The 7,743-nt window shown below is 48.8% G+C and carries 9 protein-coding genes and 1 pseudogene; 7 read left to right on the forward strand and 3 right to left on the reverse strand.

The annotated features are described in order from the left end of the window. Both VIM87_RS06220 and serS read left to right on the forward strand, forming a co-directional pair. Positions 1–229: pseudogene (locus tag VIM87_RS06220) on the forward strand (NAD+ synthase); the annotation flags it as partial. Positions 230–401: 172 nt separating this feature from the next. After that, complete coding sequence (serS, locus tag VIM87_RS06225) at positions 402–1,673, forward strand: serine--tRNA ligase (protein ID WP_331996141.1); 1,272 nt, start codon at positions 402–404, stop codon at positions 1,671–1,673. Between the two features lie 9 nt (positions 1,674–1,682). On the opposite strand, the gene VIM87_RS06230 is transcribed toward serS, so the two are convergent. Further along, positions 1,683–2,474, reverse strand: coding sequence for an AraC family transcriptional regulator (locus VIM87_RS06230; protein ID WP_331996142.1), 792 nt, complete (start codon positions 2,472–2,474; stop codon positions 1,683–1,685). A 129-nt stretch (positions 2,475–2,603) separates the two neighbouring features. On the opposite strand from VIM87_RS06230, the gene VIM87_RS06235 reads away from it, so the two are divergent. The 5 genes from VIM87_RS06235 to VIM87_RS06255 all read left to right on the forward strand — a co-directional run bounded on the left by VIM87_RS06235 (position 2,604) and on the right by VIM87_RS06255 (position 6,541). Then, entirely contained in the window at positions 2,604–3,143 is a 540-nt protein-coding gene (locus VIM87_RS06235) for a GNAT family protein (protein WP_331996143.1), read from the forward strand. Next, entirely contained in the window at positions 3,144–4,190 is a 1,047-nt protein-coding gene (locus VIM87_RS06240; protein ID WP_331996144.1) for a M48 family metallopeptidase, read from the forward strand. Position 4,191: 1 nt separating this feature from the next. Next, the gene (locus tag VIM87_RS06245; protein WP_331996145.1) at positions 4,192–5,277 is read left to right on the forward strand and encodes a ThiF family adenylyltransferase; all 1,086 of its coding nucleotides are present in this window, start codon (positions 4,192–4,194) and stop codon (positions 5,275–5,277) included. Positions 5,278–5,403: 126 nt separating this feature from the next. Then, the gene (locus VIM87_RS06250) at positions 5,404–6,150 is read left to right on the forward strand and encodes a sulfite exporter TauE/SafE family protein (protein ID WP_331996146.1); all 747 of its coding nucleotides are present in this window, start codon (positions 5,404–5,406) and stop codon (positions 6,148–6,150) included. Positions 6,151–6,211: 61 nt separating this feature from the next. Further along, entirely contained in the window at positions 6,212–6,541 is a 330-nt protein-coding gene (locus VIM87_RS06255) for a HigA family addiction module antitoxin (protein ID WP_331996147.1), read from the forward strand. A gap of 23 nt (positions 6,542–6,564) precedes the next feature. Here VIM87_RS06255 and moaA read toward each other — a convergent pair whose 3' ends face one another. Next, the gene (gene moaA / locus VIM87_RS06260; protein ID WP_331996148.1) at positions 6,565–7,536 is read right to left on the reverse strand and encodes a GTP 3',8-cyclase MoaA; all 972 of its coding nucleotides are present in this window, start codon (positions 7,534–7,536) and stop codon (positions 6,565–6,567) included. A gap of 3 nt (positions 7,537–7,539) precedes the next feature. Beyond that, a partial coding sequence (locus tag VIM87_RS06265; RefSeq protein ID WP_331996149.1) for a DUF7009 family protein occupies positions 7,540–7,743 on the reverse strand: 204 nt, incomplete at its 5' end.

A 7,743-nucleotide genomic window follows, 5' to 3' on the forward strand; every position in this document is an offset into this window, starting at 1 on the left:
GCCGGATTACAGCATCCTGGACCGCATCCTGTACCAGTACATTGAGCGGCGGCAGGGCCCCCGTGAGATCATCTCCCAGGGCTTTGATACTGCGCTGGTAGACCGTACGCTGAAGCTGGTGAACACCAATGAATACAAGCGTAACCAGTTCTGCCCTATTATCCGTGTATCGTCCAAAGCTTTTGGCGTAGGCAGGAGAGTGCCGATTGTTGGGAAGTATCTCAGTTAGCTATTAGCTGTTAGCTGTTGGCAGTCTTTGGCCGGTACTGCAGATGATTGAAGCTAAAGGAAGTTTGAAAGTTATTCTTTAACGCAGTAGTTCAATCACTGGCAACAGCTAACGGCCAATAGCTAACTGCTAACTATTTATTTATCTTTGACAAAATTTATACTGATATAAAATGTTACAGGTTCCGTTCATTCGTCAAAACAAGGAATTAGTATTAGAGCGGCTGGCCCTCAAACAGTTTAAGGAGCTGGGTTTGATAGAGGAGGTGCTGGCGCTGGATGATAAGCGTAAACAATTAACCCTGGCCTATGATGAAACACAGGCCAAGATCAAAATAGCATCGGACGAGATCGGAAAACTGATGAAGGGCGGACAGAAAGAAGAAGCGGAACAGCGGAAAGCAACGGTGGCTGATCTGAAACAGCAGCAGCAACCGCTTACGGAGCAGCTGAACGAAACTGAAAAGCTGCTGCATGATACGCTGATCAAGCTGCCTAATTTACCGGCTGCCAGTGTGCCCCCGGGCAGAACGCCGGAAGAAAACGTGGAAGTACGCGCAGGCGGAGCCAAACCGGCCCTGGCTGCAGATGCGCAGCCCCACTGGGATCTGGCAAAAAAGTACGACCTTATAGATTTTGAGCTGGGCAACAAGATCACCGGCAGTGGTTTTCCTGTATATAAAAATAAAGGCGCCCGTTTACAGCGCGCGCTGATCCAGTATTTCCTGGATTATAATATCAGCAAAGGATATATGGAATATATGCCCCCGCACCTGGTAAATGCCGATACCGCCTATGGTACCGGGCAGCTGCCGGATAAGGAAGGGCAAATGTATTTTGTAGGCGAAGACAAGCTGTACCTGATACCTACTGCTGAAGTACCGGTAACCAACATTTACCGTGATGAAATTTTAAAGGACAGCGACCTGCCCATAAAAATGACGGCCTATACCCCCTGTTTCCGCCGGGAAGCCGGTTCTTATGGTAAGGACGTACGCGGTTTGAACCGTGTGCACCAATTCGATAAAGTGGAAGTAGTGCAGCTGGTACATCCTGAAAAGTCTTACGAGGTGCTGGAAGAAATGGTGGCGCATGTGGAGGGCCTTATACAGGCATTGCAGCTGCCCTACCGGATCTTAAGGCTTTGCGGCGGCGATATGGGCTTTACTTCTGCCCTTACCTATGATTTTGAAGTATACAGCGCCGCACAGCAAAAGTGGCTGGAAGTAAGCTCTGTATCCAACTTTGAAGCTTACCAGGCTAACCGTATGAAAATACGTTTCAAAGACAGCGGCGGTAAACCGCAGCTGGTGCATACGCTCAACGGCAGCTCCCTGGCGCTTCCGCGTATACTGGCCTGTTTACTGGAAAATAACCAGGCTGCAGACGGTATTCACATTCCGCCGGTATTACAGCAATACTTTGGCGCAGAAAAGATCAGCTAACGTATAAGACTATACTAAGGAAGGCGGTGTACCAAATGCTTTTTTAAAAGCAAAGGAAAAATGGGAGAGATCTTCAAAACCTACTTCCATATACACATCCGATGGTTTTTTACCTTTTTCTTTAATCAGGTAATAAGCTTCCTTTAACCGTTTCTGCTGCAGCCAGCGGTTGGGCGAGGTATGAAAGATCTTTTCAAAATCCCGTTTAAAAGTGGCCAGGCTTCTGCCCGTGAGGTAGGCGAAACGTTTCATTTCCACATTAAAGTTAAAGTGTTTGTTCATGTAGGCTTCCAGGTCTATTTTACCCGGCTCGCTGAAATCAAACAGCAGGTTTTTTAGCTGCGGGTTTATCCTTAGCAGAATGAGAATGGCTTCTTTGGCTTTGAGCATGGTGAGCATCTCTGTATTAGCGGCATCCGTATTCAGGTAAGGCGCAATAGAGGCCATGTAGGTGCTGCTCAGCGCATCATGTGGCAGCTTAACAATGCCGGGGCCTTCGTAAAGGCTATCCGCTGTTATATTGTACTCCACGCTGAAATTGCGTAAAGTGTCCTGGTCAAAGAAAATACTGATGGACTTAAATTCCCCGCCACCCGCCGGCGGGCGTTTCATAACCTTGGTAAGCTGGTTCCTTTTAATAAGCATGGTATCACCTGCTTCACATACCATGGGCGTTCCGGAAGTGCGGAAGGTCATGGTGCCGGCCAGAATGTGCGTCATCACATGCTCTGCCACAAAGGATTCATTTTCGCGGGTCTGGTGCGCGTAACAGGAATACATGATGCGGGAAGATGAAGCCATATTATTACAATTGTACCTAAAGGTAAAGATTTCCTGCTTGCCGCCCTTTGTTGTACGGCTCAAATGGGCTTTGTTAAAAAGCTCATTTTCTTTGCTCATCAGTACGCTTTTTTTTAATACTTTACAGGCATGCATCACTTTTTACCCAATGGGCAGGAGCTGTTGATACGGCCGGCCAAACCAGAAGATGCACCGGCGCTGCTGGACTGCTACCGTCAAACCACTAAGGAAACGGATTTCCTGTTGAACACACCTGCGGAAGCGCAGGCTATGACCCTGGCGTCGGAACGGAGCTTTATTCAATTTTTCGGGGATAACAGCCGGCACCTGCTGCTGCTGGCGGAAGTGGGCGGGCAGATCGTGGGATCTGTAACCGTAAAGCAATCCTCTTTCCATAAGCAACGGCATTTGGGTGAATTTGGGATTGCCGTGCAGCACGCTTACTGGAACCTGGGCATAGGCCGCCGTTTAATGACGGCTATGATGCGCTGGGCCGTTCAGCACCCGGAGATCACTATTATCCATTTTAATGTACTGGCCAATAATGAAAAGGCCATACAGCTTTACCGCAACTTTGATTTTACGGAATACGGGCGGCAGCCACAAGCCATCTGGCAGCCGGATGGCACGTTTGTGGATCTGATCATGATGTGTAAAACGGTGAAATAAATGCAAACCTATACGGGGAAATATTACAATGCACAAACGGATAGCAGCGTGGATGCGGCTATTACATTAACGGCCAAACAAATTACCATTGAGATAAAAAATGCGCAGGGTGAGCCGCGGCAGATCCACTGGTTCTGGGACCAGGTAAAACACCCGTCTGCCGGTACATTAGAGTACCCCGGTTATCCTTTGCAGCGCATTACGGTATCGTCCCTCACCTTTGCAGATGCCGTGGCTTTTAACCTGCAAAACAAAAAAGGCCCACGGTTTTTTGCCAACCGCGGACGCACCATTGTAGGTATTACTTTTTTGGTGGTAGTGGCCCTGGTAGCGCTGGTATATTTCTGGTTCATTCCTTTTGTGGCGGTGCGTATTGCCAACAACATCCCGGTGAGCTATGAGGAAAAACTGGGGCAAAGCAGCTATGATGCGCTGATGCAGCAATACCATGAGGATACGGCCGCTACCCGGCTGGTAAATGAATTTTTTGACCGGCTGAACATCCATTCCAATTATGCCGTGCAGATCACCGTGGTGCAGCAAAAAGAAACCAATGCCTTTGCGCTGCCGGGCGGCCATATTATTGTGTATGACCAGCTGCTGAAACAAATGAAGCATTATGAGGAGCTGGCAGCGCTGCTTTCGCACGAATACTCGCATGTGGAGCTGAAACATACTACCAAAACCATTTTCCGCAGCATGGGCACTTATATGTTTATGTCGCTGATCTTTGGGGATATGAGCGGCGCGGGGGCCGTGATAGTGGAAAATGCCAACAGCCTGAAAAGCCTGCAGTATTCCCGCCGCCTGGAAAAAGAGGCTGACCTGCACGGGCTGGAGCTGTTACAGGCCCGGCATATTGATGCGCGGGGTTTCCAGTGGCTGTTCAACACACTAAAGCAGGAAAGCGGGCTGCAGCCGTCGGAATGGCTAAGCAGCCATCCTGACCTGGACAACCGTGTGCGATACATTAATGAACATGCCCTGCCGGAACGCGCGGTTACGGATAGCAGTTTGTATCGTATCTTTATAACCTTAAAACAGTGAGATGCAACGATATGACCGCCAGCTAAGGCTGGAAGGCTTTGGCGCAGAGAAGCAACAGCTGCTGGGAAAGGCCAGTGTGCTGGTAGTAGGGGCCGGTGGTTTGGGTGTACCGGTGCTGCAATATCTAACGGCTATGGGTATAGGAAAACTGGGTATTGTGGAGCAGGATAATGTGTCCATCACCAACCTGCAGCGGCAGGTGATATACACCACACAGGATGAGGGCAAACCCAAGCTGGATGCCGCTGTTAAGCGCTTACAGCAGCTGAATCCCGAAGTAAGCTTTGTACAACATCCTTCCTTTTTAACACCGGAGAATGCGTTAGCCATTATAGCACCGTATGATGTGGTAGTGGATTGCACGGATAATTTTGGCACCCGCTACCTGGTGAATGATGCCTGTGTAATACTAAAAAAACCGTTTATATACGGCGCCATTTACAAATATGAAGGGCAGGTGAGCGTGTTCAATTACAAGGGCAGCGCTACATACCGCTGCCTGTTCCCCGAAGCGCCGCAGGCCGGCGAAATGCTGAACTGCAGCGACATTGGCGTGCTGGGTGTGCTGCCCGGCATTATTGGCTGCTACCAGGCCAATGAGGCGGTGAAAGTGATCTGTGGCATTGGTGAGCCGCTGGCCAACCAGCTCTTAACTATTGATACGTTGTATAATACCCATCATATTTTTGAAGTGAAACCTGTGCCGGGTAATCATAACATCAGCGTCTTGCTGGATGATTATGAGCAGGGCGTATGCGCTACCGGTACCGTGCAAAGCATGCAGGTGCAGGAGCTGCAGCAGTGGCTGGATGCCGGTACACCGCTGCAATTACTGGATGTGCGGGAGCCGGATGAATGGGAGATCTGCCATATTCCGCAGGCGCAGCTTATTCCTATGCGCAGGGTGTTAAATGCATTACCGCAGCTACAGCCGCAGGTACCGGTAGCAGTGATTTGCCATCATGGCATGCGCAGCTTAATGGTGGCCAAACAGCTGGTGGAAGCCGGTTTTCAAACGGTGTATAATGTGGAAGGAGGGATACATGCATGGGCGCAGGAGATAGATGAGGAGATGGGGGTTTATTAATGTGCAGATATGCAGATGTGCATATGTGCAGATGGATTGACACGGTTGTTAAATTGTATACTATAAGCAGCAGATTGCTACTATTTGCATATTTGCACATCTGCATATCTGCACATTTACAACTATATGAGCATAGAACTTTGCCTGTTATTTTTCCTGGTGGCTTTATTATATGCCTCTGCAGGCTTTGGCGGCGGGTCCAGCTACCTGGCGCTGATGGCTTTGTGGGGCATCGATTTTCAGCTCATGAAATCTACTGCGTTGTTGTGCAATGTGGTGGTGGTGACAGGCGGAGTATATCATTTTTATAAAAGCGGGCACCTGCCTATGAAAAAGGCCTGGCAGCTAAGCCTGGCCAGTGTGCCCATGGCTTTTATAGGCAGCTACCTGCCGCTGAAACAGCAAACTTTCTTTTTACTCTTAGGCATTGCATTAACTGTTGCGGCGCTGTTCATGTGTTACCGTTTGTTCCTGGAAAAAAGCTATGAGCCTGATCCGGACCGTCCGCAAAAGATCTATAAATACGGCATTATCGGCGGGTTCATTGGCCTGCTTTCCGGTATGACGGGTATTGGCGGCGGCATATACCTGGCGCCCATCCTGCGTTTGGGGCGTTATGATACGGCCAAGAACATTGCCGGCTTAAGCAGCTTTTTTATTTTGGTAAATTCCATCTCCGGCCTGTTAGGGCAGGTTGCCAAAAAGGAGATTGTGCTGGATACACACTTTGCGTTGCCGTTAATATTGTCTGTAATTATTGGCGGGCAAATAGGCGCGCGGTTTAGTGCCGCTATCCTGAAACCCAGGTGGGTAGAGGGTATTACGGCTGTATTGATATTGTATGCAGGGGTGAGGATGTTAATACAGGGTTAACTCATTAATTCTTCCGGATAACTTATTATAGCATTGATTTTTTAACCCTTTATTATTTTTTATGTACAGTGAAAATATTGTGTTGGGGAAGAACGGACAGCCTATCCATTCCAGGATAGCTATTCATCCGGGTGAGGTATTAAAAGGTGAAATTGAAGCCCGGGGCTTAATAAAGAAGGAGTTTGCTGCAAAAATTGAATTATTACCACAGCATTTAAGCGAGCTGTTTGCCGGTAAACGGCATTTTACAGCTGTACTTGCAGTTAAATTGGAAGAAGTATTGGATATTGATGCAGAGTTTTGGCTGCAGCTACAAAATGAATATGATCTGACTATCGTACGGAATAAAAAAATAGCTAAGGGCCAACCAGCCGCTCAACGTTCACGCTAAGAACTACACATAATAATTCCGGATCACCCCCCAATCGTCGACATACTCGCCATCTTTTCATTGGCTTCTTCCGCTTCAAATCCATTTAAGAACCGGTGATGAATAGCATCCTGTATGCGTTGCAGCAGAAATTCATCCGGTGCGCCGCCACGTATGAGATCCCGCACATTAAGATCATCCTTTCCATACAGGCAGGTTTTTAAACCGCCGGTGGGGGTAACACGAATGCGGTTGCAGCTGCCGCAGAAAGTACGGCTGTAGGCAGGTATTACGCCAATATGGCCCTGGTGGCCGGTTATATGGTAATTAAGCGCGGTGGTATGCGGTGCATCCGGCAGTTTTTGTAAGGGGTAAGTAGTGCGTAAGGTATCCAGTATATGCTCAAAATTCCATTTAATGCCGGAAAATGCTTTTCCATGGCCGTTGAAGGGCATTTCTTCAATAAAACGTACAGATACGGGATGGTCTTTGGTAAGCGCGGCAAAATCCAGCAGCTCATCGGTATTTACCCCGTCCATTACCACGGTATTTATTTTTACGCTCATGTTGTGCGCCAGCAGGGCTTGCAGGGTATCCATCACAGCGTTGAACTCATCGCGGTAGGTAATACGTTTAAACTTATCGCGCTGCAGGGTATCCAGGCTCAGGTTTATGTGGCGGATGCCTAAGTCCAGCAGTGCGGGGATAAAAGAGCGGGTAAGCACGCCATTGGTGGTAATGGATACGCGGTCTATGCCGGGCATTTGTACCAGCTGCTCCAGCAGATGCAGCAGGTCTTTCCGCAAAAAAGGCTCGCCGCCGGTGATACGTACTTTGTTAACGCCCTGCGCTGACAGCAGCTGCATCAGGCGCAGGATCTCCTCGTACGACAGCAGCTCTTTCCTTTGCAGGAACTGCATATGTTCCGGCATACAATAGCTGCAGCGCAGGTTGCAACGGTCGGTAACAGCCAGCCTAACGTAATTAATTACCCGGTTATGTGTATCTGTAAGCATGCTTTAACAATTATGCGCCGCCAGTGGATTGTCGAAGGCCTGGCTGTCATCCTCATCACGGGTGGTAAGGCATTTAAAATCCTTTTCCACCACTATCTTTAATATGGAGCCATCGGGATTGGCAATCTCCTGCTCAATGCCCACCTGCTCTGTTTTTATCCATTGCTGCACCTGCGCCAGTGGCAGGGAAAGGTGCACGGCCTGTGC

The sequence above is a fragment of the Chitinophaga sp. genome (assembly GCF_036569125.1).
Lineage (GTDB): Bacteria > Bacteroidota > Bacteroidia > Chitinophagales > Chitinophagaceae > Chitinophaga.